Source organism: Achromobacter spanius, from assembly GCF_029637605.1.
Taxonomy (GTDB): Bacteria; Pseudomonadota; Gammaproteobacteria; order Burkholderiales; family Burkholderiaceae_B; genus Achromobacter; species Achromobacter spanius_E.
Genome location: NZ_CP121261.1, coordinates 3,717,052 through 3,739,604, shown reverse-complemented (window position 1 = coordinate 3,739,604; position 22,553 = coordinate 3,717,052). Strand labels below are relative to the sequence as shown.

General features: G+C 63.6%; 22 protein-coding genes. 7 read left to right on the top strand and 15 right to left on the bottom strand.

The window, feature by feature from the left end; translation table 11 throughout:
- Positions 1-14: 14 nt before the first annotated feature.
- Together P8T11_RS16665 and P8T11_RS16660 are read left to right on the top strand one after the other, a co-directional pair.
- Positions 15-1,367 (top strand): MFS transporter, encoded by a 1,353-nt coding sequence (locus tag P8T11_RS16665; RefSeq protein WP_268080926.1) that lies wholly within the window; start codon positions 15-17, stop codon positions 1,365-1,367.
- Positions 1,367-1,912 carry a GAF domain-containing protein gene (locus P8T11_RS16660; protein WP_268080927.1) on the top strand — a complete coding sequence of 182 codons (546 nt, stop codon included), beginning with the start codon at positions 1,367-1,369 and terminating at the stop codon, positions 1,910-1,912. The genes P8T11_RS16665 and P8T11_RS16660 overlap by 1 nt, the downstream gene beginning before the upstream one ends.
- Here P8T11_RS16660 and P8T11_RS16655 read toward each other — a convergent pair.
- Genes P8T11_RS16655 through P8T11_RS16630 form a run of 6 tightly spaced genes read right to left on the bottom strand, consistent with a single transcriptional unit; the run spans position 1,909 to position 8,795 of the window.
- On the bottom strand, positions 1,909-2,943 hold the full coding sequence (locus P8T11_RS16655) for an XdhC family protein (protein WP_268080928.1): 1,035 nt from the start codon (positions 2,941-2,943) through the stop codon (positions 1,909-1,911). The genes P8T11_RS16660 and P8T11_RS16655 overlap by 4 nt on opposite strands.
- Positions 2,944-2,957: 14 nt before the next feature.
- Positions 2,958-5,348 (bottom strand): xanthine dehydrogenase family protein molybdopterin-binding subunit, encoded by a 2,391-nt coding sequence (locus P8T11_RS16650; RefSeq protein ID WP_268080929.1) that lies wholly within the window; start codon positions 5,346-5,348, stop codon positions 2,958-2,960.
- A 41-nt stretch (positions 5,349-5,389) separates the two neighbouring features.
- Positions 5,390-6,076, bottom strand: a complete 687-nt coding sequence (locus P8T11_RS16645) for an isochorismatase family protein (protein WP_268080930.1) — start codon at positions 6,074-6,076, stop codon at positions 5,390-5,392.
- A complete protein-coding gene (locus P8T11_RS16640; protein WP_268080931.1) occupies positions 6,073-7,146 on the bottom strand; it encodes a 2,5-dihydroxypyridine 5,6-dioxygenase in 1,074 nt (357 codons plus the stop codon). The genes P8T11_RS16645 and P8T11_RS16640 overlap by 4 nt, the downstream gene beginning before the upstream one ends.
- 39 nt (positions 7,147-7,185) lie before the next feature.
- On the bottom strand, positions 7,186-8,022 hold the full coding sequence (locus P8T11_RS16635; protein ID WP_268080932.1) for an alpha/beta fold hydrolase: 837 nt from the start codon (positions 8,020-8,022) through the stop codon (positions 7,186-7,188).
- Positions 8,019-8,795, bottom strand: a complete 777-nt coding sequence (locus tag P8T11_RS16630) for a maleate cis-trans isomerase family protein (protein ID WP_050445660.1) — start codon at positions 8,793-8,795, stop codon at positions 8,019-8,021. Before P8T11_RS16630 ends, P8T11_RS16635 begins: the two co-directional genes overlap by 4 nt.
- A 271-nt stretch (positions 8,796-9,066) precedes the next feature.
- On the opposite strand from P8T11_RS16630, the gene P8T11_RS16625 reads away from it, so the two are divergent.
- The 4 genes from P8T11_RS16625 (at position 9,067) to P8T11_RS16610 (ending at position 15,302) form a co-directional block, all read left to right on the top strand.
- On the top strand, positions 9,067-10,224 hold the full coding sequence (locus P8T11_RS16625) for an FAD-dependent monooxygenase (RefSeq protein ID WP_268080933.1): 1,158 nt from the start codon (positions 9,067-9,069) through the stop codon (positions 10,222-10,224).
- 94 nt (positions 10,225-10,318) lie between these two features.
- Positions 10,319-10,909, top strand: coding sequence for a (2Fe-2S)-binding protein (locus P8T11_RS16620; protein WP_268080934.1), 591 nt, complete (start codon positions 10,319-10,321; stop codon positions 10,907-10,909).
- On the top strand, positions 10,906-13,926 hold the full coding sequence (locus tag P8T11_RS16615; protein WP_268080935.1) for a cytochrome c: 3,021 nt from the start codon (positions 10,906-10,908) through the stop codon (positions 13,924-13,926). Before P8T11_RS16620 ends, P8T11_RS16615 begins: the two co-directional genes overlap by 4 nt.
- A gap of 59 nt (positions 13,927-13,985) precedes the next feature.
- Positions 13,986-15,302: an MFS transporter gene (locus P8T11_RS16610; RefSeq protein ID WP_268080936.1), complete on the top strand. Its 1,317-nt coding sequence runs from the start codon at positions 13,986-13,988 to the stop codon at positions 15,300-15,302.
- A 70-nt stretch (positions 15,303-15,372) separates the two neighbouring features.
- Here P8T11_RS16610 and P8T11_RS16605 read toward each other — a convergent pair whose 3' ends face one another.
- From P8T11_RS16605 to P8T11_RS16580, 6 genes are all read right to left on the bottom strand, one after another.
- On the bottom strand, positions 15,373-15,840 hold the full coding sequence (locus P8T11_RS16605; protein WP_050445665.1) for a MarR family winged helix-turn-helix transcriptional regulator: 468 nt from the start codon (positions 15,838-15,840) through the stop codon (positions 15,373-15,375).
- 107 nt (positions 15,841-15,947) lie between these two features.
- Positions 15,948-16,718 (bottom strand): alpha/beta hydrolase family protein, encoded by a 771-nt coding sequence (locus tag P8T11_RS16600; RefSeq protein ID WP_268080937.1) that lies wholly within the window; start codon positions 16,716-16,718, stop codon positions 15,948-15,950.
- 89 nt (positions 16,719-16,807) lie between these two features.
- Positions 16,808-17,347: a carboxymuconolactone decarboxylase family protein gene (locus P8T11_RS16595; RefSeq protein ID WP_268080938.1), complete on the bottom strand. Its 540-nt coding sequence runs from the start codon at positions 17,345-17,347 to the stop codon at positions 16,808-16,810.
- A 143-nt stretch (positions 17,348-17,490) separates the two neighbouring features.
- Positions 17,491-18,459 (bottom strand): AraC family transcriptional regulator, encoded by a 969-nt coding sequence (locus P8T11_RS16590; RefSeq protein WP_268080939.1) that lies wholly within the window; start codon positions 18,457-18,459, stop codon positions 17,491-17,493.
- A gap of 45 nt (positions 18,460-18,504) precedes the next feature.
- Positions 18,505-18,642: a hypothetical protein gene (locus P8T11_RS16585; protein WP_268080940.1), complete on the bottom strand. Its 138-nt coding sequence runs from the start codon at positions 18,640-18,642 to the stop codon at positions 18,505-18,507.
- Positions 18,643-18,645: 3 nt separating this feature from the next.
- A complete protein-coding gene (locus tag P8T11_RS16580) occupies positions 18,646-19,506 on the bottom strand; it encodes an alpha/beta fold hydrolase (protein ID WP_268082339.1) in 861 nt (286 codons plus the stop codon).
- Positions 19,507-19,774: 268 nt separating this feature from the next.
- Between P8T11_RS16580 and P8T11_RS16575 the strand changes: the two genes are divergently transcribed.
- On the top strand, positions 19,775-20,407 hold the full coding sequence (locus P8T11_RS16575; protein WP_268080941.1) for a CGNR zinc finger domain-containing protein: 633 nt from the start codon (positions 19,775-19,777) through the stop codon (positions 20,405-20,407).
- A 56-nt stretch (positions 20,408-20,463) separates the two neighbouring features.
- Here P8T11_RS16575 and P8T11_RS16570 read toward each other — a convergent pair whose 3' ends face one another.
- The 3 genes from P8T11_RS16570 to P8T11_RS16560 form a co-directional block, all read right to left on the bottom strand.
- Positions 20,464-21,081, bottom strand: coding sequence for an HAD family hydrolase (locus P8T11_RS16570; RefSeq protein ID WP_268080942.1), 618 nt, complete (start codon positions 21,079-21,081; stop codon positions 20,464-20,466).
- Positions 21,082-21,382: 301 nt separating this feature from the next.
- Entirely contained in the window at positions 21,383-21,808 is a 426-nt protein-coding gene (locus P8T11_RS16565; protein ID WP_268080943.1) for a hypothetical protein, read from the bottom strand.
- Positions 21,792-22,409, bottom strand: coding sequence for a nucleotidyltransferase domain-containing protein (locus P8T11_RS16560; RefSeq protein WP_268080944.1), 618 nt, complete (start codon positions 22,407-22,409; stop codon positions 21,792-21,794). Before P8T11_RS16560 ends, P8T11_RS16565 begins: the two co-directional genes overlap by 17 nt.
- Between the last annotated feature and the right edge of the window lie 144 nt (positions 22,410-22,553).

The following is a 22,553-nucleotide window of genomic DNA, read 5'->3' as shown; positions in this document are numbered from 1 at the left end:
CGGAAATCTTCACCATGTATTCCGTATCGGACCGCCTGGAGCGGCTACCGTTTTCCAGCTTCCATTTCCGCTTGCTGATGATCGGCGGCCTGGGGCTGGCGTTTGAAGCACTGGACGCCGGCATCATCGCGTTCATCATCCCGTCCTTGCGCACGCAATGGGGCCTGTCCACCGGCGAGATCGGCTGGATTGCCAGCAGCACCTACGTGGGCTTCCTGGTGGGCGCGCTGTTCTCGGGCATTCTGGGCGACCGCTACGGCCGCAAGAAGATCATGATGTGGGCCTTGATGCTGTTCTGCGTGGCCACGTTCATCAACGCCTTCGCTCGCAACTACCACGAGTTCTACATCCTGCGCATGATCGCCGGCATCGGCATGGGCGCGGAAGGCGCCATCATTGCGCCGTATTTGGCGGAGTTCGTCAGCAGCAAATATCGTGGCCGCTTCACGGGCGCGCTGGCGGGTTTCTTCTCGTTTGGCTTCGTATTGTCGGCGTTGCTGGGGTACTTCATTGTTCCCATGAGCGATGACGGCTGGCGCTGGATCATGATCATCGCGTCCGTCCCGGTGGTGTTCCTGCTGTGGTGGCGCAAGTCGCTGTTCGAGTCGCCGCGTTGGTTGGAGCACACCGGCCAGACCGCCGAAGCCGACCGCATCTGCTCGGCTATTGAAGCCGAAGTGCAGCAAAAGCTGGGCCGGCCCTTGCCCAAGCCCGTTGCCACGCGCCGTGCCGCCACCGCCGCGGAAAACCCGCAAAGCGCGATGGAAAAGCTGACGTCCCTGTTCTCGAAAACCTATCTGGGCACGACGGTGCTGGTGTGGGTGTTCTGGATCACCGTGCTGTTCTGCTACTACGCCTTCCTGGTGTGGATTCCCAGCTTGCTGGTCGAGCGCGGCTTCACCATCACCAAGAGCTTTTCGTACACCATCCTGATCTATCTGTCGCAGATTCCCGGCTATTTCTCCGCCGCGTACTTCAACGACAAGATCGGCCGCAAGTACACGATTCTGGCGTACATGCTGTTGTCGTGCCTGTCTGCATTGGGCCTGGCGCTGGCCAGCGGCGAGCAGCAGATCATCATGTTGAGCATGCTGCTGTCGTTCGGCATGAATGGAGTGATTGCGGGCCAGTACACCTATACCGCCGAGATCTACCCGACGTCGATCCGGGCAACCGGCATGGGCGCGGCATCGGCCTTTGCGCGGATTGGGTCGATTGCATCGCCCACCATTGTGGGCGTGGCGTATCCGGTGCTGGGCTTTGCCGGTGTGTTCGCCATGATGACGGCCATCTTGATGGTGGGCGGGTTGGGCATTCTGTTCTTCGGCAAGAACACGCGCGGCGTGGTGCTTGAGGCGATTCACTGATGACGCAAGCATCCACGTTGGCGCCCTGGGCGGCGCATGCGCGCGCCTTGGCGCAAGCCGGTGACCGCGCCGCGCAATGGCAGGTGGTGTCGGCCATGCTGGAAGAGGCCTTCGGGCACCAGCTATTCACCGCCTTGCTGTATCTGGAAGAACATCGGCTGATGAAGCGGCTGTATACCTCCAATGAAAGCATCAGCCCGCTGGGCGGCTTCAAGGCCACGGGCAACGGACCGTGGTCGCGTCATGTGCTGGAAGAAGGCCAGTTATACGTCGCCAGCAACGAGGACGACGTGCGCTCGGTGTTTTCCGAAGCGCCGATGCTGATCGAGCGCGGGCTGCATTCCGCGTTCAATATTCCGGTGCGCTATCAGGGCCGGGTGATTGGATCGCTGAACCTGCTGGCCGGCCGCAAGGCGTATGACCATGCTGATCGCGATCTGGCGGCGTTGGTGGCGGGATTGTGCGCGCCCGTCTTCATCGAGGAAACGCAGGCCGCGCAAGCCGCGGCGGCAGCGGTGGACCGGGCGGGGCTGGACAGCGTCTAGACGCTTTCCCGCACCAGCCGCGCCTTGCCGTCGGAGACGTTTTGCAGGGGTGGCTGGTCCACCCCGTTTTTCGCGGCCACCATTTCGGCCATGATCGACAAGGCGATTTCGGCGGGCGTCTTGCTGCCGATGAACACGCCAGCGGGGCCATGCAGCTTGTTCAGCTCGGCCTCGCTTAAGTCGAAGTAGTCACGCAAGCGCGCACGGCGCTTGTCGCTGTTCTTGCGGGAACCGATTGCGCCGATATAGAACGCATCGGACTGCAAAGCGTCAATCAGCGCCAGGTCATCCAGCTTGGGATCGTGCGTCAGGGCGACGACGGCGGTGCGTGCGTCGGGCCGCAGGCGCAGAATCAGGTCGTCGGGCATTTCGCGCGTGAAGGTGATGCCGGCTTGTTCCCAGTGGTCTTGCAGTCCGTTTTCTTGATGCGATTCACGCGGGTCGCAGACGATGATTTCAAACCCCAGCGTCAACGCGATCTGGCACAGATATCGGCTGGTGTCGCCCGCGCCAATTACGATCAGACGTGCCGTGGGGCCGAAGCGGGTGATCAGCGTGGTGGCTGACAGCGTGGCGTCGGCCAGCCTGAGCGCGCGGTCGGGCGGCTGGGCTTGCAATGTCACCTGCCCGGACGACAGGTTCAGCGTGCGCGTCACGCAGCGCCGTTGAACACAGGCATCCAGCAGTTCCGGCAGCAGGCTATGCGCGCCGATGCATTCCCTGACCAACTCAATCGTGCCGCCGCAGGGTATGCCGAAGCGCCGGGCGTCGTCGGCCTGCACGCCGTAGCGCAAGACCTCGGGCACAGGGTTGCCGTGGTCCACGTGCGGGATACGGTCGGCCAGATCGTCTTCTATGCAGCCACCCGACACGGACCCCGCCACCTTGCCTTGCGCGCTCATCGCCATGATGGAACCCACGGGCCGGGGAGACGAGCCCCAGGTGCGCGCCACGGTGAACAAGCACACCGGCATGCCGGCCTGATGCCATTGAAGCGCTTGGCGCAGCACCAGAATGTTGATGTCGCTCATGGACGCGGTATCAGTCAGGCCACGAGCACGGCGCGCACGGCTTCCGGCGTGAAGGGCGCTTCATAGAAGCGCTTGCCAGTGGCGTCGAACAGGGCGTTGGCGATGGCGGCGGGGCCGGGTACTGACGCGGATTCCCCCGCGCCCATCGGCGGCTCGTCTTGGCGTGGCATCAGCAGCACATCGATTGCGGGCACATCCTTGAAGCCGATGATGGGGTAGCCGCCCCATTCGCGGCTGGCGACGCCCGCTTCATCAAAGACCACCTTTTCCAGCATGCAGCGGCTGAGCGTCTGGATGACGTTGCCGTGAATCTGGTGGCGCACGCCGTCCGGGTTGACGATCATGCCGGTGTCTTGGCCGACCACCATCCGCTCCACGCGCACGCGCCCCGTGGTCGGGTCCACGCACAGGTCGATGACCCAGGCGGCCCAGGCGGCGCCAAAGCCGGGGAACTTGCTGTGGACATAGCGTGCGTAGGCGATGCCTCGGCCATGCAAGAGGCCATCGGCATCCGGCTTCCCACGGCTGCCAGGCATACCTGGGCGCCACTGCGCCCGCGCGGCGGTGGCTTCGATCAGCGCGATGGCGCGCGCATCGTCCAGATTGCGCAAGCGATACGCGACCGGGTCCGCGCCGGCGGCCTCGGCCAGTTCGTCGATCATGCAGTCATGCGCGAAGGAGTTGGGCAAGGCCGACACACCGCGCAACCACGACGAGCGCACCAGCGGCGGCATGTCGTGGCAGACCACGCGGCGGTTTTTGTAGCGGTAGGGTGGCGCGGCGGTGCGGTCGCCCATTTCCAGCGTACGCGGCTCGCCGGAGACGATGCCCGTCAATAACAGCGCCAAGAGCGGCGCATCGTTGGACGGGTAGCGCACGGCAAAGTCCACCGCCAGCAACTCGCCTTGCGCGTCGATGGCGGCGGCCACGTCCATCAACTGCCCGGTGCCTTTTGGTTCCCACTGGTGTTCTTGTTCGCGCGTAAGTTGTACGCGTACGGGTGCGCCCACGGCCATGGACAGCAGGGCCGCGTCGGCGCAGACGTCGTCCGCGCAGTTGCGGCCATAGCAGCCGGCGGCTTCCAGGCGGACCAGCTCGATCTGGCCTTCGCCCAGGTTCAGCAGCCGGTCCAGATCGGTGCGCAGCATGTGCGGGTTCTGCGTGCCGGTCCACACGGTGAGCCGGCCGTCAGTAAAGTTGGCCACGGCGCAAGACGGGCCAATGGACGCATGCATCTGATAGGGCCAGACGTAGCGGCGGCGCAAGTGCGTGGCGGCCTGTGTGCAGGCGGCATCCACATCGCCTTCTTCGATCAGGGGCCGTGCTTGGGCCGGGTTCGCGCGGATGGCGGCGGCCAGGTCGTCGAGTTGGGGCGCGGGCGGCACGGGCTTCCAGCGCACCTTCAGCGCACGCATCGCGGCAATGGCCTGTTCTTCACGATCGGCCACCACGCCAACGAAGTCGCCTTGCACCACCACCTGCACGTTGCCGGGCAGATGCGCGACGGACTCGCGGTCCACGTCGATCAGGCAATGGCCGATGAAGCTGCCGGCGTCGCGCCCCGGATGCGGCGGTCGAATCACGCGGCCATGGCGCATGCCGGGCACGCGCACGTCATGCACGAAGCTGAGTTCTCCGGTGGCCTTGGCGGGTATGTCCACGCGCGCCACGCCTTGGCCGACGATGCGGTATTCGCTGGCGGGCTTCAGGGGCACGGCTTGGTCGGGCGACGCCAGGGTCAGCCGGATGTGCTGGCCGGCGAGCAACTGGCCGTAGTGCAGTTGGCGTGTATCGTCGTCGGGGGTGGGCTGCGCTGCAAGCTGCGGCCCAGGCCGCATTTCGGGCTGCATCTCAGACCGCATCTCGGGCCGCATCTCAGGCTGCACTTCGGAACGCGCAATCGGCCGCACCACGCCATCGCGCACTTGCACCGCATCACGCGGCAGGTCCCATTGCCGCGCCGCCAGCATCAGCAAGTGCTCGCGCGCTTGCGCGGCGGCGCGGCGCAAGGGCACGGCGGAAATCTGGATGCTGGCGCTGGCGATGGTCGGGCCCTGATTGGGCGCGGCGCTGGTATGACCCAGCACCATGTCCAGGCGCGACAGCGGCACGTCCAGCTCTTCGGCAACGATCTGCGCCAGCGACGTGCGGATGCCCGTGCCCAGGTCCACGTGGCCGTTGAAGGCCAGCACGCGCCAGCCGGGCGATGGCGTGTCGCCCGCCACCAAGCCGGCATCGCGCACGATGGCAATGAAGATCTCGGGCGTGGCCTGCACGTAGTCCGACGCGCTGCCTGGCTGACCCGGCGCCGGCTTGGGCGGCGCCGAGGGCTCGCGCACCACGAGCAAGGCGTCGGGGTGCGCGAGCAGCGCGCCAGGCAGGTGGTGGGGCGGGGGCAGGGTCATGACGGAAGCAGGGGTCGGGCTGGTGGAGGATTATGTCGCCGTTAGCGGGCGGCCGGCACTGGGGCATCCACCAAGGCGCGCGTTTCGGCCAGCGCATGGTCCAAGGGCATGACGGCGGCGTACTTCTGCGCCATGTCGAACAGGTTGGCGTCGTGCGGACCCAGGGCGCGGTCGCCGCAGCAGTCCGACACCACCAGCGGCCGAAAGCCTGCCTGCATGGCGTCCACCACGCTGGCGCGCACGCAGCCGCTGGTGACGCAGCCCGCCACCAACAAAGTCTGCACGCCGCGCTGCGCCAGCCAGGGCGCCAGCATGGTGCCGAAGAAGGCGGACGGGGTGCTCTTGCGCACCACGTATTCGCCGGGCGCGGGGGCCAGTTCGGGCACGATGGCGCTGTTGTGGCTGTGCTCTTTCAGGGCCAGCATGGCGGGCACCTTCAGGCAGAAGATGTTGCTGTCGGCATCGTCGTCCGAGAACACGATGCGGCTGTGCGCCACCGGCCATCCCTGGGCGCGCGCGTGGGCCAGCAGATGCTGCGTCTGCGCAATGGCCTCCGGAATATTGCCGCCGCCCAGCACGGCGGGGTCGGCGAAGCCGTTGACGAAATCGACAATCAACAAGCCAAAGGGCGCCTTCAGCGGCAGCGGCGTGCCAAAGCCCTGGCGTGAATAGGCGGAGATATCGCCCGTGACGGCGTCGGTGGGGATGGTTTGGGTTGAGGCGTTCATTTGCTGTCCTTGCGGCGGGCGGCGTGCGCCAGGCCGGGTTCGTCTTGCACCACGCCGCGCGTCACGACCGCCTGGCCGTCCAGCGCCACGCTGCAATGGCGCATGGGGATGTCGATGTGGCAGGCGGTGGTGCGGCTGCCGCCCGCTTCATTGTTGGGGCCCATGGACCACAGGAAATTGCCCTCGAAAGCGCGCGCGTCCATGCCGATGTGCGCTTCCTTGTTGTAGTGCGCCAGCATCGACCACTGCGCGCGCGGTTGCAGGCCCCAGCCGATATGCGACACCGCATAGGCTTCGGGGTCTTCGTACGCCGCCATGTATTCCTTCAGGATGTCGGCCTGCAAGCCGCCGTTGATGCGGGTGACGTAGCCGTTTTCAATGACCAGTTCGATCGGGTCGGTCACGTAGTCTTTCATGGGCAGCAGGATGTCGCCCCGGTCCAGCACCACGCGGCCATTGCTGTGGCCTTCGTTGGGCCAGGTCAGCACGAAGCCGCTGGGCCAGTGGTCCCAGCGGCCGGGTTCGTCCACGAAACCGTATTCGGAAATAGCGGGGAATTCGCCCAGCTCGCAGCGCAGGTCGGTGCCAGCGGCCGACGTGATGTGCATCTGCTTGGACGCTTCAATCCGGCGCGCGGCAGCCTGCACGCGCGCACGGTCGGCTTCGGTGGGCACCAGGCGGCACAGCACTTCGGGTGGCTCGATGGCCAGCAGGATCTTGGTGCCGGTCTGCAAGATTTCGTGCTGCTCGGGCGAGAACAGCAGCGTCATCAGGTCCAGCACCAGGTCGCTGGCGTTAAGCGCCGCGATGGCGGCCGGGTTGCCCGTCAGCGGGGTGGCGCCCAGGTAGGCCAGCGCATCGCGGCTGATGGATTTTTCGGCGTTGACGGGCGGCAGGTCCAGCCGGTTGACGCGGGCGCCCAGGTCGGTGGCGGCGGCAATCGCGCAGCGCAGCGTTTGCGGATGCGTGTCGGCGCCGGTCAGCACGGTGACGATCTGCCCGGCTTCAAGCCGTGACAGCGTCAGCACCTGCTTCCAGGCGTGGATCAAATCGATATCGCTGACGGACATGGCGGGCTCCTTGAATCAGCGGATTGAGGAAGTGGTGTTTCAGTCGACCTTGCTGCCAAGGAAGTCGCCAAAGGCCGCGTAGAAGCCGGCTTCGTTGTCCCAAGGAATCATGTGGCCCGCGCCGGGCACGCGCACGTGCTGCGTCTGCGGCGCCAGCCCCTGCCATTCGGCCACGTCGTCGTCGCCGACCACACCGCCTTTTTCAGCGGTCATCAACAACAGCGGAATCTTGATGGCGGGCAAATCGGCATGGATGTCGTCGCGGCCAAAGTCTTCAAAGCTCTGCACGATGGCGGGTTCAAAGCAGGTGTGCAGCCATTGTGCGCGCAACTGGCGCTGGGCTTCGGTCCAGGTGGGGCAGAAGGCCAGCATGGCTTCGGCGGTCATGCCGTGCGTGGCTTGTCGGATGGAATCCACGTACCACGTCAGGTTGGCCGGGTAGGCGCGGCGGCCCGGGCCGGAGACGGGCGGATCCACGATGACCAGACGCGCCAGGCCTTCGGGTTGGCTGCGCGCGGCGCGTACGGCGATGCGGCCGCCCATGGAATGGCCCACCAGCGCGTAGTTCGTCAACCCTAGCGCCTGCGCGAACGCCGTGACGTCGGCGGCTTGCGCGTCCAGCCCGTAGTCCAGCTCGGGGCCGGATGCCGACAGGCCACGGCCGCGCACGTCCAGCACATAGGTGTCGAACTGGCGGCCCAGGTGTTCAGCCACAAAGCCCCAGGTAACGGCGGGGCTGGTAATGCCGGGAATCAGGATGACGGCGGGGCGGCCGGCGCGTTCGCCCGCCGTGCCGCCATAGCGCAGGTAGTGCTGGCGGATGCCGTTGGCGTGCACGTGGCCGCCATAGAGGTAGGTGCTGGCGACTTGGGTCATTGTGCGTTCCTGGAATAGGGGTAAGCGCCCGAGAGCAGGGCGCCGGCGCCGGGTACCACCGGGTCCATGCCCAGTTCCTTCAGGATGGCGTAGGTGGTGGCGATGGAGGCGGTGAGCACGGGCTTGCCGGTTTCGGCTTCCACTTGCGAGACGGCGGGCAGCGACGGCATTTGCACGCAGGCGGACAGCACGATCACGTCGGCGTCGGCCACGTTCATGCCGGCGACGATGCCGGGCAGCTTGGCGGGGTCGTGGCGGCCCACGTCCAGGTTGTCGGGAATTTCCAGCGCCCGCCAGTCCACAATTTCAAAGCCTTCGGCGGCGATGTAATCCATGACCAGTTCGGTCAGCGGAATCATGTAGGGCGCCACCAGCGCAATCTTCTTCGCGCCCATGACGTGCAGCGCGTCGACCAGCGCGCCGGCGCTGGTGATGACGGGCGCCGACGCGCCGTTTTCAGCGGTGCGCTCGGTCAGGCGCTTTTGCGACACGCGGTGGTAGCCGCGCCCCATCGCCATGATGGCCACCAGGCAGGCGTAGCCCAGCACGTCGACGCGCGCATCGCTGAGTTCCAGCGCGCAGCGGTCGCTTTCGGCGTCCATGGCGGCCAGCTCTTCCTTTTGCACCTTCTTCATGCGCATGCGGCTGGAATGGAAAGTGAAGCGGTCACTGGGGCGTAGCGATGAATGCGCCGTCAGCATGGCGGGCACTTCGGTTTCCATCGTGGTGTTCGAGCTGGGAACGATCTGGCCGATTCGGAATGTCTTCGTCATGGAGAAGCCTTGAAAAGGGACGGGCCTAGGGTTTTCGATAAATTCAAAAGAAGCGTATACGCTCTATTCTTGCAAAGAGCGACGCAGATGACCAGCCCGGTTTCCGTAGTGGTTTTCACCTAATGATGTGAAAAATATGCACTGTTTTGGTGATGCGTCTTGGGGTTTACGCTTGGATCGAAAATTTCTGTATTCATAAATTAAGCGTGTACGTCATAATTTTCAAGAATTCGCTTTCCCAGTCTTTCACTATCCAGCAAGGAGAAGTTCCGTGTCTACATCCCCTCGTATCGCCATCGTCGGCGCGGGCCTTGGCGGCGCCGCCACCGCTGCGCTGCTGCTCAAGGAAGGGCTGAACGTCCGCGTTTACGAGCAGGCGCCCGGCTTTTCGCGGCTGGGGGCCGGCATCCACGTGGGGCCGAACGTCATGAAGATTCTGCGGCGCATCGGCATCGAAGACGCGCTCAATGCACAAGGCTCGCATCCGGACTTCTGGTACAGCCGTCATTGGGAAACCGGCGACATCCTGGCGCAGATTCCGCTGGGCGATTACGCCGTGAAGGAATACGGCGCGTCGTACCTCACCGTGCACCGGGGCGACTTCCACGCCTTGCTGATCGACGCCTTGCCCAAGGGCGTGCTGGCCTATGACAAGAGCCTGACCCGCGTGGAAGATCGCGGCGACGTGGTCGTCATGCACTTTGCCGATGGCACCTCTGAAGAGGCTGACATCGTGATCGGCGCCGATGGCGTCAATTCCCGCATTCGTGAAGAACTGCTGGGGCCCGAGCTGCCCAAGTACGCCGGCTACCTGGCGCACCGCGCCGTGTTCCCCACGCCGCAGACCAAGCCGGGCATGCTGCCGTTCGATTCCTGCGTCAAATGGTGGAGCGATGACCGTCACATGATGGTCTACTTCGTCACCAGCAAGGCCGACGAGCTCTATTACGTGACGGGCGTGCCGGTGGAACACTGGGACTTGAACGACCGTTGGCTGCCCAGCAGCAAGGACGAAATGCGCGAAGCCTTCAGCGGCTGGCACCCCACCGTGCAGGCGCTGATCGACGCCACGGTTGAAGTGACCAAGTGGTCGCTGCTGGAACGTGACCCCTTGCCGCTGTGGAGCCGTGGCCGTCTGGTATTGCTGGGCGACGCCTGCCACCCCATGAAGCCGCACATGGCGCAAGGCGCGGCCATGGCCATTGAAGACGGCGCCATGCTGGCGCGCTGCTTCAAGGAAGTGGGCGTGAACAATCACGAACTGGCGTTTGCGCTGTACGAGGCCAACCGCGCGGAACGCGCCAGCAAGGTGCAGCGCATTTCGCACGACAACACCTGGCTGCGCACGAATGAAGACCCGTCGTGGTGCTTTGGCTATGACGTGTTTAACGAACCGCTGGTAGACCCCAAGACGCGGGCCGCGGCCTGACGACCTGTCCGCCGCGCGGGCGTGGGGGCTTGCCCCTAGGCCCGTGTCGCGGCAACCTTCGTACTTCTCAAAACCCGCACACGCGCCACACGCCATGGGATCCACCGTCAATTCAAGCAGCACCCCGCCTCCGATCCGCCTGAGCGTGAACGGACGCGAGTGCGACGTGCCCGCGGCGCCCGACACGGCGCTGCTGCACGTGTTGCGCAATGACCTGGCGCTGAACGGCCCGAAGTACGGTTGTGGCTTGGGCGAATGTGGTGCATGCACGGTGCTGATCGACGGCGTGGCCGCGCGGTCTTGCGTGATCCCGGTGCGGGCAGCGAAAGGACGTGCCGTGGTCACGCTGGAAGGCTTGGGCACGCGCGAGCAGCCGGGCACGACGCAGCAGGCTTTCATCGACTGCCAGGCCGCGCAATGCGGCTATTGCCTGAACGGCATGATCATGACGGTGGAGGCGCTGCTACGCCGTAACCCCAACCCCACGGAAGACGCGCTGCGCAGTGAACTGCACCACAATCTGTGCCGCTGCGGCACGCACGTGGAGATCATGCAGGCGGCGTTGCGGGCGGTTCGCTTGCGGGCAGAGGGGGCTGATGCGCCTGGCTCGCAAGCGGCGGGTGGGGGCGGTGCTGTGGGTGTTCCAGGCGTTGTGGGCATTGCCGACGGCGGATCCACGCGATGAGTTCGGACACCTTGGCGTCGCCGCACCATAACGCGGGTTTGCCCACTGCCTTGCCCGCCGACTTGCTGCACGGCGTGGCGTTGCGCCCGTCGGGTGTGCTGTGGGATGGCGCGCGGTATCGCGGCAGTGTCTTGCAGCACGTGGAGTTGGATCAGGCCCGCGAGCTTGCCGGCGTGGTGATGGCGGTGCAGTGCATGCACTTTGCCGGTGTGGTGGCGGTGTCGCCGGTTCACGCGCGACAGGCGGCCATGGCCTTGGCGCCCGTGTGGCAGGCGTCGGACGTCGCCCAAACCCCGCGCGCGGAGGCGGCTGACCCGGACCAGATTCGTTATGGCATGCGCCTGCCGTCATCCGAGCCGCCTGCCGGCACACGGGCGACGGCATGGGTGCTGAACGGACACGCCAGCGTGTGGCTGCCGGGATGCACGCCCGCCACGCAAGCCCAGATCCACCGCGAACTGGCGGCGCTGCTGCAACAAGCGGAAGACACGATCAATGTCACGGTGGATGGCGTGGTCTCCGAAGGCCAGGACGCGGTGCATCCGCTGGACTTGATGGACGCCGCCGCCGACGCCGCGCTGCTGTCGCAGGCCGTGGGCCGGCCGGTGTGCGTGGCTTGCCAGTCTGGTGTTGCCGATGAGTTGGTGTTGCGTGTTCCGGTCGTTGGTGCTGAGTCCAAGTCCGTTGCCTCTAACGCCGTTGCTTCGAACGCCGCTGCCTCGAACGCTGCTCCCTCCAGCGCCTCTACCTTGACGCCGCAACCTGAATCGGTTGCCGATGGTTGCGTTGCGGCGCTGCTGTCCGAGGCATCCTGGGCAGTGCGCCCCAGTCTGGCGCGGCTGTTGAGCCAACCCGGGCAGGCAAGCGCGTCGGCGTATGCGACGGTATGCGGCGCATCGGTAACGTCGTCCCGACGCGCGCTGCCGCCGTTGCGCGCAAGCGTCGATGAACTGAACGCCGCGCAAGTCTTCGCGCAAGAAAGCCAGTGGCATGAAGCGGCGCTGGCTCAAGGTAAAGACCCCATCGCGTGGCGCTTGGAACACTTGCCGGAAGGCAAGGGCCGAGACCTCGCGCGACAAGTCATTGACCGCGCAACGTCACGCGCCGACGACGCCCCTGCGCCGCGCCCGGGCCTGCTGCATGGCACGGGCTTTGCCACCGCACAGGTGCAATGCGTGGATGACGATGGCGCCGCCCGCATGGTGTGGAGCGCCTGGGTGACCGAGGTATCGGTGCAGCCTCAGACCGGCCATGTCGACGTCACGCGCGTGGTGGCGGGGCACGACAGCCAGCACCTGCAACCGGCGCAAGCTGCGTCCATGCAGGCCGAGATCGAACAACAAACCCCGTGGCTGCTTGCCAACGCCCGCCGCCTGCTGGCGCGGCCGCCGGCCTTTGACGATTGGATGAGTCCATCGCAACAGGACGACGCCGAGACTGCGATCGCGTTGCGCCGCGACGCAGGCGGTGACGGCATAGTTCAGCGCGACGCCACGGCCAACGCGCTGGATGGCGTGGTGAAGCAAGGGCAGTTGGCCGTGGACGGCGTAGTCACCTTGCCCGCTGCTGCCGCCATTGCCAACGCCATCCACAACGCAACCGGCGTGCGCCTGCGGCAAGCGCCGTTCGACACAGAATCCTTGCGCTTGGCATTGGCGGATCAACGCCCAGCGCGCGGTCGTGGTGTGTTGGCGCGTGGCTGGATGTGGCTGGCAGCCGGGATGGCAGGGCTTGCTGGCGTCGCCGCCGCGCTCTGGCCGCTGAAGCCCGCGTTGCCACTCACGGCAGGCCCCGACGTTTCCCTGTATTCCATGCGCGCCATCGAACGCGGCCGCCTCGTCGCCGCCGCTGGGGACTGCATCGCCTGCCACACCGCGCCAGGGGGCAAGGCCAACGCGGGCGGGCTGGCGCTGGACACGCCGTTCGGCACGATCTATTCCACCAACATCACGCCCGACAACGACACCGGCATCGGCCGCTGGTCCTACCCCGCATTCGAACGCGCCATGCGCCAGGGCGTGCACCAGGATGGCCGCCAGCTCTATCCCGCGTTTCCGTACACGGCCTATGCCAAGCTGAGCGACGCGGACATGCAGGCGCTGTACGGCTACCTGATGTCGCAGCCCGCCGTGAAGTCCGAGCCGCCGAAAACGCAGTTGGCCTTCCCCTTCAACATGCGTCCACTGCTGGCAGGTTGGAATGCGCTGTTTCACGACGCCACCCCCTTCACACCGGACCCGTCACGCAGCGCGCAGTGGTTGCGCGGCGCATATCTGGTGGAAGGCGTTGGCCACTGCGCCGCCTGCCATTCGCCGCGCAACCGCCTGGGCGCGGAGAAGAAGGGGGTGCATTACCTGGCCGGTGGCGAAGCCGAAGGCTGGACTGCCCCTGCCCTGAATCAACTGGCCAGTGGCGCGCGTGCCTGGACGGGCGATGAGCTATTCCAGTATCTGCGTACCGGCTATTCACCGAGCCACGGCGTGGCGGCCGGGCCGATGGCGCCGGTGATCCATGGCCTGGCTGAATTGCCGGATAGCGATGTGAAGGCCATCACGACGTACTTGCTGGATTTGCCGAAGCCGAAGGGCGAACCCGCTGCCGCGCCTGTGGCGCCGGCTTCTCCATCCCGGGCAGCATCGCCCGCGCCCGCCGCTCCAACGATCCATTCCCTCCAAGGCCGACGCGCCAACGGCGAACGCATCTATCAGAACGCCTGCGCGGTTTGCCACGAAGCGGGCAGCGGACCCACGCTGTTTGGCGCCAAGCCCTTGTTAAGCGCCAACACCAACCTGCATGCCGCCTCGCCGGACAACCTGATCCAGGTGATCCTGCACGGCATCCAGGAGCCCGCCGATGATGCGCTGGGCTACATGCCGGGCTTCAAAGACAGCCTGGACGACAGGCAGGTCGCCGATCTGCTGGGCTATTTGCGGGAACGTTTTGCGCCGGACGAAGACGCCTGGCCCGATCCCACCACGACGATTAAGCGGCTACGCAACCATGCGGAGCTGAATTAAGGAAAACGCGGCCATAACGCGTGCGGCTTTAGTGATGATCACATCAAGGGGTTTCATCTATGTCAGCTTCATTGGTTTCCGTGGACAAAGCCATTCAGGTGGCGGGCGTCGGCAAGTTTCAATACCGGCTATTCGTGATATTTGGCCTGGTCTGGATGGCCGACGCCATGCAGGTGCTGTCCATCGGCTTTTCCGCGCCGTCCATTGCAAAGACCTTCGGCATCACCGTGCCGCAAGCACTGCAAACGGGCACGCTCTTCTTCGTCGGCATGCTGATCGGTGCCTTCATGTTCGGCCGTATGGCCGACCGCATCGGGCGCCGCCCGGTGTTGATGATTGCGGTGGTCATCGACGCCTGCGCGGGCGTGGCGTCAGCCTTCGCGCCTGAGTTCACGTGGCTGCTGTTCCTGCGCTTTTTGACGGGCATCGGCGTGGGCGGCACGCTGCCGGTGGACTACACGATGATGGCCGAGTTCCTGCCCAGCGCGCGCCGTGGCCGCTGGCTGGTGCTGCTGGAATCGTTCTGGGCCGTGGGCACCATTTTCCTGGCGCTGCTGGCCTTGGCGGCCGTGTCCTGGGGCGACGATGCCTGGCGCGTGATCTTCTTCGTGACCGGCCTGCCCGCCTTGATCGGCGTGGTGCTGCGCTTCTATATCCCTGAATCGCCGATGTACCTGAACCGCAACGGCAAGTCAGACCAGGCGCGCAAGGTGCTTGAACGGGTGGCGCGCGTGAACCGCCGCGACGTCGACGTGCCCGAGCTGCAACCGGAAACGCCCGTCCATAAATCCATATTCGCCCTGTTCTCGTCCAGCTACCGCCGCCGCAGCATCGGGCTATTGCTGGCGTGGGCGCTGATCTCCATCGCGTACTACGGTGTGTTCGTCTACCTGCCCATCAAACTCAGCACCGCCGGCTTCGCCTTCATGCGCGGCCAGGAGTTCCTGGTGCTGTTGGCGCTGGTGCAGTTGCCAGGCTTTGCGCTGTCGGCCTATGGCGTGGAGCGCTGGGGCCGCAAGCCCACGCTGATCGGCTTCCTGATCTTGAGCGCCGTCGGCTGCATGCTCTACAGCCTGGGCACCGCACCCGCCGTGGTGATCGGTTCCACCTTGCTGATGAGCTTCTCGCTGCTGGGCACGTGGGGCGCGCTGTACGCCTTCACGCCCGAGGTCTACCCGACAGACCTGCGCGCCAGCGGCATGGGCATGGCGGGCGCCGTGGCGCGTTTTGGTGGGCTGTTCGCACCGGCCATCATTGCACCCATCATGACCAGCCACTTCACGCTGTCGCTGGTGGTGCTGTCCAGCATGCTGTTGGCAGGCGCCGTCGCGATCGGGTCGGTGGACGTGGAATCGCGTAATCGCGCGCTGGATTGATGGCGGTGTGAATCGCGGCGGCGCTGGATGAATGCCGGCGGCGCAGTTGCCAAGAACGGCGACGAACAGCTCAGACCTGTTCGTCGCCGTTCAGCATTTTGGTCAGCAGAAAATCCAGCGCCAGACGCTCGGCGGGGTTCAGATTGCCGTAGGTGCTTTCGGTGATCTGCTTGGCAAACGGTTCCATCTCTTGCACCAGCGCCTGCCCAACGGGCGTCAGGCTCACGACTACCTTGCGCCGATCGACGGGGTCGTGGTCTACCTGCACCAACTCGCGCTGCTTCAAGCGGTCCACCACGCCGCGCACGGTGGCCTGGTCGATAACAGTTGCCTTGACCAAGTCAGCCAGCGAACTTGCCCCGTGGTCCCGCACCGAACACAGCACGACAAACTGCGCGGCGGTGAGCTGGGAGTCAGGGATGTAATGCTGAAACAGCGCGGTATGCCGTTGATAGACGCGCCGCAGCAGGTGACCTATCTGATCAGAAAACAAATAGCCTTCCGTGTTGGACGAGGACTTGCCTTTCATATTGCGCATAAGCCTATCCGAAGCAATGCAGGGGTCATGATGATTTTTATCAACGGGATGCCGGTTGGCTAGTTTGCCAGCAGCGCGACCGTTTGTGGGGCGTAGAGGCCTCCGCGTTACCCTTGCTCAGGCAAAAACCGACTCGCCCAAGTTGAGATCATCGCCGCGGCGTAGTCTGCGTCCGCCCTGCGCGTGAGCAAATGATCGGCATCGTCCAGCGAAATGAAACTCTTGGGATGCTTGGCGGCCGCGAATATGCGCCCGGCATTTTCGATGCCCACCGTTGCGTCCAGCGGCGAATGCAGAATCAACAGCGGAATTCGCAATTGTGCGATCCGCGACGCCAGATCGTGTTGCCCCAGGTCGTCGACAAAACTCTTGCGCACGATGAATGGCCGGCCGCCAAGCAGGACCTCGGCTTGCCCTTGCGCTTCGATGGCCTGGAGACTCCCGGGATCAAACTGATGCAGGACATGGCTGACGTCGAAAGGCGCGCCCAGCGTCGCGACTGCGCGTATGCCCGGCATCTTGCCGGCCGCCATCAAGGCAGCCGCTCCGCCCAAGCTATGGCCGATCAGAATGACCGGTAGCTTGCCGTCTTGGGCCAACGCGTTGCCAGCCGCGACCAGATCGTCCACGTCCGCCGCGAACGTCGCGTCCGCGAAAGTTCCGCCGCTATTGCCCAGCCCGGCAAAATCGAAGCGCAGTACACCGATGCCACGCGCCGCCAGGGCTCGCGCCAGACGGCTGGCCGCCAGGCTGTCCTTGCCGCACGTAAAGCAGTGGGCAAGTATGGCCCAACCTAGCGGTTCGGCATCTGGCAGTTCCAGCCGGCCCGCGAGCCGATAGCCGCGAGGTCCGTCAAATTCAAAAGCTTGTGCGGTCATGAATGATGTCCCTGTTGTTGGCGTGCGTTGCGACATGTCAGTGCCAGGCGAGGGGATGTTGCGCATCACCACTCGCCCGGCACGACGGTTTACGGGGCGGCCGGAAAATCGACGTCGGTGTCGTTGATACGGTTAAAGGTATTGGTGAAGATCGTGAGTGCGATCGCCAGCGAAATCTCGGCCAGTTGCGTGTCGGTGTAGCCGGCGGCACGAATCGCAGCGAATTCATTTTCGTTGATGGTGCCGCTGGTGTTCTGTACGTTCAACACGAAACGGATCAAGGCATCGCGCTTGGCGTCACCGGTAGGCTGCCCCGCACGAATGGCGCGCAAGGCATCGGCCGACAGACCAACCATCTTGCCCAGCATGTGGTGAGCGGCCACGCAGTAATCGCAACCGGTCTGTTCGCTGACCAGCAGTTTGATGGTTTCGAGGTCTTGCTTGCTCAGGCTGCTCGACGCCAGCACGCCTTCAGCGTTGAGCACTGCGCCCAGGGTCGCCGGGGCCAGGTGGCCCAGGGCGGCGTACAGATTGGGCACGGAGCCACCGGCAATTTTCTTGACTTGGGCGTACACGTCGGCGGTGGCGCCAGTGGCGGTTGCGATGGCGGGGATAGCGATGCGGCTCATGGTGTTTCCTTCAATGTGGTGGTTAAGAGCCTCCACTTTACGTCCGCAAAACGATCCATTCGAGTCTGTTAAATATCAAAATAATCCTAATTAGGATCAAACCATGGGCTCTCGTTCAGCGTGACCGGATGCGGCAGCCCGCGCTAGCGTGCCTCTTCCTTGGTCGATTGTGACAAGCGGCGCCATTCCCCAGGAGTCATCCCCATCCATTCGGTGAACACGCGCCGAAACGCCGACACCGATTGATAGCCCACCGATTCGGCCACGGCTTCAGCGGTCATCGACGGCTTCTTCAACTCGTTGGCGGCCAGGCTCATCCGGATGTCCGTCAGCATGTCGATGGCTGAGCGCCCCAGCTTGTCCTGAAAGTGACGCATGAAGGTGGCGCGCGACATGCTGCAAAGCCCGGCCAGATCGGGCAAGGTCCAAGGCTTGTCGGGCGCGCTGAACATGGCCGAGATGGCGGGCGCCAGCCGGGGATGGCCAGCCAGGGCCAACAGCCCCACGGGAGCCTGCGCGGACTCGCTGGCCGCGCGCAAGGTAAGCGTGAACAGCGCCGACGACAAGGCGTTGAGCATGGCGTACCCGCCCAGCTTGCCCTCGGCGGATTCCATGCGCATCAGGCCGACCAGACTCGCCAAGTGATTCAAGGGGGGATCGGCTTTCGCCGCATTATCGCCATCCGCTGTCCGCACGATCAGTTTCGTGGGCAGGTAATCGCGAATCAGCCTGTCATGGGGAGGCGCTATGAAAAAGCGCCCGCACAACATGTCCAGTTGCTCGCCAGTGCCGTTGTTTTCGCTGATTGTCCAACCCGTTGAATCCTCGCGATTGTGCGCGGGGGCCGCTACGCGTCCACTGCCGTCATGCAGCACGTGGGCGGATCCGTGAGGCATCAGCACGATGTCGCCGCTGCCCAGTTCCGCGACCGTATTGCCCCCTGGATCCTCGAGGATCGCGCGGCCCTTCAGCACGACGTGATAGGGAATTTCTCGTGGCGCGGACTGGTCGTACACCACGCTCCACGGCGCGCCGTAGGCGCACCGGAATTCCAGCTGGCCGGTAACGACGATCATTTTCAGAAGGTGACTTAACCAGTCGGGTTGGGGCATAGGATGGGGAGTTCGACACTCGGTGCAGTCGGCCACAGGCGCAGTCTACTTGCCGATGGCGTAAGGCACCAATTGCCGGTTTCCGAGGCGGGTCGGCGTGCTGGCCTGGCGGGCCTTCCCGCCATGGCGCAGCATCGCCGACGAATCCATGAGCGTGCCGTTGCGTTGCACACTGATGTCCAAGGCTCAGGCGCGGGAAGCCAGGAAACTCTGAATCGCCGTTGCGATTTCTTCGGCGTGGGTTTCCAACGCGAAATGACCCGTATCGAAGAAACGAATGTCCCCGTCGGGAATGTCCCGTTTGAATGCGGTGGCCCCTGCTGGCAAGAAAAACGGATCGTTCTTGCCCCACACCGCAAGGAAGGGCGGCTGATGCGTCCGGAAATACGCCTGAAAAGTGGGGTACAGCGCAACGTTGCTTTTGTAGTCGCCGAATATATCGAGCTGGATTTCATCGGCGTTCGGGCGAGCCAGATAGAAGTCATCCAGCGTGTAGCCATCCGGGGATACCGCGGTCGCATCGGACACGCCGTGCGTGTATTGCCACAACGTCGTTGCGGGCGCCAGCAGGGGGCGTAGCGCCGCCCGGTTTTCTTCCGACGGATCGCGCCAGTAGGCTTGAATCGGATTCCAGCCTTCGCTCAGCCCTTCTTCATACGCATTGCCGTTCTGGGAAATGATTGCGCTAATGCGTTCCGGCCGCTTCACCGCCAAGCGAAAACCGGTAGGCGCGCCATAGTCGAATACGTACATTGCATAGCGATCAAACCCCACCACGTCCGTAAACCGGTCAATGACATTCGCCATGTTGTCGAAGGTGTAGTTGAAGTCATTGCGCGAGGGCATATCCGTACGGCCAAAGCCAGGAAGGTCGGGCGCAACAATGTGGAAATGGTCCGCCAACAACGGGATCAGGTCGCGGAACATGTGGCTCGAGCTGGGGAAGCCATGCAGCAGCAAGAGCTTGGGCGCGCCGACAGCGCCAGCTTCACGATAGAAAACGTTCAAGCCATCTACGTTGGCAAAGCGGTATGAGATTTTCGACATGGTATTTTCCTTTTGGGTGACAGGTATGGGCGGTCTTAATAGGTTATCTATTGGGTGTGTGGTTCGTCTGTCGGAAGGGCTTTTTGGCCTGAGGTTCAGAGTTTGTTCAGCTTGTATTGCCGCGTCTTTCCCCAAACCTAGGTTCTGGCATTAGTAACCTAACCAACCCTGTTTGCAAGGTTACTAATGCTGGTGGTAACCTGTCAACCTGTTTTTTATAAGTTACCAACCGCCCGGGTTCATCCCAGGGCTGTCACGAGGTGCTGACATGGGCCTTCACCGCTCGCCCGCGATATTCATTGCCGATGCAATGGCTCTTGATTTCCTCAACTCCATCGCCACGCCGACCGATGTGCAGATCGACTGGATAGACAGCGGTAGCGGCTTCTTGGCGTGGATAGAGCAAGCGGGCCTTGTGCCTGCAAGCACGCTGGATACGCTGCGCGCAGAGGCCATGCCCGGCGAGCTCGATAGCGTCGCGGCGCAGGCCCGAAGCCTGCGGGAGTGGTTCAGGGAATTTGTGCTGAGCCGTAAAGGACAGCCGCTCGAGGTCGCGGATATTCAGCAGTTGGCGCCGTTGAACCGATTGCTGGAACGAGACGAAGGGTTTGGGCAGATCGTGGCCCACGACTCCGGTGCCGGCCACTCGCTTGAGTGGCGCATGACGCGCCGCTGGCGCTCGCCGGAATCCTTGCTACTGCCGATTGGCGAAGCGCTTGCCAAGTTCGTGTGCGAAGAAGATTTTTCGAATGTGAAGGCGTGCGAGGGCCAGCACTGCACATTGATATTCGCCGACCACACGCGCGGCCACCGACGCAGATGGTGCAGCACGGCTGTTTGCGGCAATCGCGCAAAGGTGGCTGCGCACCGTCTAAGGCTTAAGGAGGCGGGGGGGCGCTAGTGTTGAGGGCGCCTGGAAGGCGCTGCAAATGTCGGGCTACAAAACTCGCGAATCGATTAAATAAGATGGAGTACATCGCTTAGCGAGCGGAGAGAGTCGCTGCTGGCTGGCGTGGATGCTTGCCTGTTCAAGTGATATCCATGGATGCCGAATTTGCGAGGCCCGACCATATCGGCTTCGATGGTGTCTCCCACCATGAGAATCTCTTCGGGTCGGCAGCCAATTCCATCACAAAGGTATTGATAGATTTCTGGCTGCGGCTTCACGGCGCTGGCTTCGTATGACCAGGCGCAGAAGTCCGGCTGGACGGGCAACAGCTTGAGTACCGGCGGCCCGTAAGGCGCGGCAAGGTTGGAGCAGAGCGCTACTTTGATGCCCCGGTCTTTTAGAGCCGCCATCGTGGGAATGGCATCGTCGAAGAGAGAGATAGATTGGATCTCTTCATGCAATTCGGCTTCCAACGCGCATAGGTCTTCTTCGCTGACCATTCCGCCAAACAAGTTTGCCGCTTGTCTAAGGTCGAGCACGTTGCTCATTGCCCGAATACCGTCGTCGCGTTGTCGCTGACGGCCAGCTTCGTGTAATAGCCGGACCAACTTTCGAAAGGGACGAGTGGGCCGCTCGATGCGGACCAATGTTCCAAACACATCAAATGCCACGGCCTTGATTGCCATCGGTGCTCCGGTTCGTCAGAGGTCGTGTCCACGGGGAGGTGGGCGGGTGGAGGCAAGCTTATCGCAACGGTAGTTTTAGCCGCTAAAAGTCTGGGCAGGTCCGGAGTGCGGTCGTGAATGTGGTGCTTGGCTCTAAATCAGCGTAAGCGGCAAGCCCAAGTCGCGGCTGTTGGGCCAAATCCATGCCTCAGAAATGAGAAGGCCCGAACATGTTGCCGGGCTAGCCAGCAGCAGAGGTTCGGGCGCGATTGTGCCGATTGTTGTCTGTATGGAAAGGGGGAGTCAAGCTGCCGCTAGTACGTCACGCGTCTATCGGCGCCAACGCATCAACCTTCGCCGCAACAACCTGGCATGCCGCCACCAGATCAGTGACGATCCGCTCATCCACATTCAAGTCGCCCTCGTACTCACCAAGATTACGGATGTCATGGCATTTCGACAGCACTCGCCACACCTCAGGCCCGACTCCTAGTGTGTGCGGCAAAAGCTGAAAGACAAGATAGCGATTGGTGCAGCGATAGCCACTTCTACGTAACGCCGCCAAGCACAGCGCATGGGCGGCGTTGTAGGCCAAGTCGAAGCGGCTCTCTATTGAAAGCGACACGTTGCAGGCGTCGCGCAGCCTTGCGTGCCCGGAGCGTTTCAGGCCTTCAAACTCTTTGATATCGGGAGGCTCAGCCTTCAGCGATTTTCCCGGGCCACTCAGCTTTTCAAGTGGGGAGGTCACCGTCGGCTCCTATGATCCAAATCTTGGGTTGCGCCAGCACTCGGGTCAGGAAGGACTCTTGTGCCTCTACGCGCTTCGTGAATTCCTTGCGCGTGAGGATGGTCGGATTCACCGGCCGGCCGAGCCTATTCCCCACGTCCTCCAGCGCCGCAAACACATCGCCGTAGCTGATGTCGTCACTAAGCAGCATCAGATCAATATCGCTGCGTGCGGTGTCGGTGTTTTTAGCCACCGAGCCGTAGACGAACGCCGCAATGATCTTCGGGGCCAAAGGGGCGAGCGCCTCGCGTAGCGGTCCGGCCAAGCCGATGGTCTTCTGCACAATCGCGCATAGCTCCGCGAAGATGGGCGAGTCGGGATTGGCTTGGTAGTGCTTCTGATTGCCGACCGCCTTCACCGTGACCAAGCCGGTCTGCGCCAAGTTGGCCAACTCGCGTTGCACCGATCCGGATCCGCTGGAGACTAGACCGATTATTTCCGTGGCATAGAAGCTGCGATCCGGTTGGCCGAACAGCAACCCCAGCACCCGTTGTTTGGTGCCAGGGAAAAGCGCGTCGGCGAGACCGCTGTGCGTGAGAGGGGCTTCGATCGTTATACCCATATTGGGTTTGATTGTACCCAAATTGGGTATCTTGGGAAGCAGCCGTACAAGCGTAGCTGAACGTGCGGCTTGCGTTGTTCCGCGCCAAGCGTATCAGCGAAAAAAAGCCTCTGCTTGTGCAGAGGCTTTGGAATCTTCGGTAGC

Bases quoted from the DNA above. Each gene is read 5' to 3' on its own strand.
- P8T11_RS16605 (WP_050445665.1), bottom strand. From the start codon at position 15,840: ATGCGCAATATGAAAGGCAAGTCCTCGTCCAACACGGAAGGCTATTTG.
- P8T11_RS16640 (WP_268080931.1), bottom strand. From the start codon at position 7,146: ATGTCCGTCAGCGATATCGATTTGATCCACGCCTGGAAGCAGGTGCTG.
- P8T11_RS16590 (WP_268080939.1), bottom strand. From the start codon at position 18,459: ATGCCCCAACCCGACTGGTTAAGTCACCTTCTGAAAATGATCGTCGTT.
- P8T11_RS16600 (WP_268080937.1), bottom strand. From the start codon at position 16,718: ATGACCGCACAAGCTTTTGAATTTGACGGACCTCGCGGCTATCGGCTC.
- P8T11_RS16615 (WP_268080935.1), top strand. From the start codon at position 10,906: ATGAGTTCGGACACCTTGGCGTCGCCGCACCATAACGCGGGTTTGCCC.
- P8T11_RS16660 (WP_268080927.1), top strand. From the start codon at position 1,367: ATGACGCAAGCATCCACGTTGGCGCCCTGGGCGGCGCATGCGCGCGCC.
- P8T11_RS16560 (WP_268080944.1), bottom strand. From the start codon at position 22,409: ATGGGTATAACGATCGAAGCCCCTCTCACGCACAGCGGTCTCGCCGAC.
- P8T11_RS16650 (WP_268080929.1), bottom strand. From the start codon at position 5,348: ATGACCCTGCCCCCGCCCCACCACCTGCCTGGCGCGCTGCTCGCGCAC.
- P8T11_RS16610 (WP_268080936.1), top strand. From the start codon at position 13,986: ATGTCAGCTTCATTGGTTTCCGTGGACAAAGCCATTCAGGTGGCGGGC.
- P8T11_RS16580 (WP_268082339.1), bottom strand. From the start codon at position 19,506: ATGTCGAAAATCTCATACCGCTTTGCCAACGTAGATGGCTTGAACGTT.
- P8T11_RS16665 (WP_268080926.1), top strand. From the start codon at position 15: ATGTATTCCGTATCGGACCGCCTGGAGCGGCTACCGTTTTCCAGCTTC.
- P8T11_RS16645 (WP_268080930.1), bottom strand. From the start codon at position 6,076: ATGAACGCCTCAACCCAAACCATCCCCACCGACGCCGTCACGGGCGAT.
- P8T11_RS16655 (WP_268080928.1), bottom strand. From the start codon at position 2,943: ATGAGCGACATCAACATTCTGGTGCTGCGCCAAGCGCTTCAATGGCAT.
- P8T11_RS16620 (WP_268080934.1), top strand. From the start codon at position 10,319: ATGGGATCCACCGTCAATTCAAGCAGCACCCCGCCTCCGATCCGCCTG.
- P8T11_RS16635 (WP_268080932.1), bottom strand. From the start codon at position 8,022: ATGACCCAAGTCGCCAGCACCTACCTCTATGGCGGCCACGTGCACGCC.
- P8T11_RS16570 (WP_268080942.1), bottom strand. From the start codon at position 21,081: ATGGCAATCAAGGCCGTGGCATTTGATGTGTTTGGAACATTGGTCCGC.
- P8T11_RS16630 (WP_050445660.1), bottom strand. From the start codon at position 8,795: ATGACGAAGACATTCCGAATCGGCCAGATCGTTCCCAGCTCGAACACC.
- P8T11_RS16575 (WP_268080941.1), top strand. From the start codon at position 19,775: ATGGGCCTTCACCGCTCGCCCGCGATATTCATTGCCGATGCAATGGCT.
- P8T11_RS16595 (WP_268080938.1), bottom strand. From the start codon at position 17,347: ATGAGCCGCATCGCTATCCCCGCCATCGCAACCGCCACTGGCGCCACC.